Consider the following 2,085-nt stretch of genomic DNA (forward strand, 5'->3'; position numbering starts at 1 on the left):
GGTAATTTGGGCGCGGACGTGGGGATCCTGGGCAAGGACGGCATGCACCTTGTTCCAGGAGGCATGATCGATGATGGCCTCGTGTTCGCCGGTATAGGAAACACCTTTGTGGACAGCTTCTCCCAGGTAAACCCGGTTGTGGAGCAGGCGGTAGACCACTCCTTTGTCGAAAGGCCGTCCCTCGTGTAGTGTTCCGGTGGACTGGGATACCCAGCGTTTTGTGCGGTATCCGGCTTGGTTCAGTTCTGCGACCAGTTTTGTTCCAGAGCCAATCTCGACAAAGCGCCGGAAGATGAGGTTGACGATGGCGGCTTCGGCAGGATTGACCACCAATTTGCGGTTGGCAATATCGTAACCAAAAGGAGGAAAACCGCCCATCCAGATACCTTTTTTTCTGGATGCGGCTACTTTATCCCGGATACGTTCGGTTGAGAGTTCGCGCTCGAACTGCGCAAAGGAAAGCAAGATATTTAAAGTAAGCCTTCCCATGGATGTAGTTGTATTGAAAGCTTGTGTAATGCTGATGAAGGAAACTTCATATTTTTCGAAGACTTCCACCAGCCGAGTGAAGTCGATCAGGGATCGGGAGAGACGGTCGATTTTGTACACGACCACCACGTTGATCTTTCCCGCCTCGATATCGGCGAGAAGGCGTTTAAGCGCCGGGCGGTCCAGGGTGCCGCCGGAGAAGCCGCCGTCGTTGTAGCGGTCTTGGACCAAGAGCCATCCTTCTGCTTTCTGGCTTAAGACGTAGGCCTCGCATGCTTCCCGTTGAGCGTCGAGGCTGTTAAAGTCCTGGTCCAATCCTTCGTCTGTGGACTTGCGGGTATATATCGCGCAGCGAATTTTACTGAGCGGTAAGGTGGATTTCATTTTTCACCTTTCTGCTGCTTGGCCCCGCCGGTGCGGCGGATGCCAAAAAAGATCAGGCCGTTCCATCGGGTTCCGGTTATGGTGTTGGCAACAGCGGACAGGCTGCCGAATTTCCGTCCCTGGTATTCGAACCCATCGTCCAGGACGGTGCAGCAATGTTCGACACCTTTCCATTCCCGAACCAAGCGAGTTCCTGCGACGGGGCAATCCCGCATTGTGGTGGAAGGGGGGCTTGGAAGGTTTTCCTTGCCCTCGGCCAAAGATTTGAGATGTCTTTCGGTGGTCTGGGGGAGTCCTCCGAAGGCTAGTTCCTGGATGCGATAAGCCAGACGTTTGACCAAGAACAATTTGTTGTACGGCGGGGGAGTGCTTTTGAAAAGCTTCTGCCACAACTCCTTTAATTCACTGATGGATCTGTTTGGAAGGTCAGCAACTTGTTTGAGCGCCGAGTTTGTCATGCCATTCTCCTCTTTGAGTTTTTGTAACGACATGAGGGCTCTTTTTTGCCGGCATATCCAGGCAAATATTCTCTTGGCTTTCTGTTTTTCTGCGGAGAAGGCGAATGCAACCAGCAGCGAAGATGGTGGCAAGCTCATCGAGGCGTTGGTCGGCGGTCATTTGGGCGGGATGCAACACACTGAACGTCCTCACGGCGTTTTCTCTCCCCAGGGTTTGGTTCCGATGTGCCAATCGGGAATCGAGGATAAGCGCGTTCAGGATGAATAGTAAGCCTTTTCAACCGGTTGATGAGATTACAGGACCACAAATGTTCGGTAGGGAGGTTCCGGGAGGGATGTGAGTGCGTTGAGGGTTTTGGCGGTCATTGGAAATGCAGGAAGCTTGCCCAGGATTGCGTTGAGGTTTACAATGAGCGTCAGTTTGATACTGTTGGAGTCTCTGCGAAATGAATGTCGCGATTGCAAGCGATTCAATTGTCTTTAAAGCATTTCCTGCACATAAAGCTCGTGCAAACCTGGAAACGACTCACTTGTTTATGGAGGATGAGAAATGATGATGGAGCTCGGGCAGCGCATCAAACAGGCTCGTGAATATGCCAATCTGACGCAAAAAGAGCTGGCAGTAAAAGTTGGACTCAGCCAAACCGCCATTCACAAACTGGAATCTGGTCGTTCCAAGGCTTCCCGGCGTGCGGTCCCGATCGCCATTGTATGCCGGGTGAGTCCCCTCTGGCTGGAAACCGGCAAGGGCGAC

The 2,085-nt window shown here is 52.6% G+C and carries 3 protein-coding genes; 1 reads left to right on the forward strand and 2 read right to left on the reverse strand.

What is annotated here, in order from left to right; all coding sequences use genetic code 11:
• Together HQL56_19765 and HQL56_19770 are read right to left on the reverse strand one after the other, a co-directional pair.
• On the reverse strand, positions 1-873 hold an 873-nt coding region (locus tag HQL56_19765; GenBank protein MBF0311755.1), incomplete at its 3' end, for a recombinase family protein.
• Positions 870-1,331, reverse strand: coding sequence for a DUF2924 domain-containing protein (locus HQL56_19770; GenBank protein MBF0311756.1), 462 nt, complete (start codon positions 1,329-1,331; stop codon positions 870-872). The genes HQL56_19765 and HQL56_19770, both read right to left, overlap by 4 nt.
• Positions 1,332-1,881: 550 nt before the next feature.
• Here HQL56_19770 and HQL56_19775 point away from each other — a divergent pair.
• A partial coding sequence (locus tag HQL56_19775; protein MBF0311757.1) for a helix-turn-helix transcriptional regulator occupies positions 1,882-2,085 on the forward strand: 204 nt, incomplete at its 3' end.

The organism is Magnetococcales bacterium, from assembly GCA_015231925.1.
Lineage (GTDB): Bacteria > Pseudomonadota > Magnetococcia > Magnetococcales > JADGAQ01 > JADGAQ01.

Coding starts and splice junctions, on each gene's coding strand:
- HQL56_19770 (MBF0311756.1), bottom strand. CDS start 1,331: ATGACAAACTCGGCGCTCAAACAAGTTGCTGACCTTCCAAACAGATCC.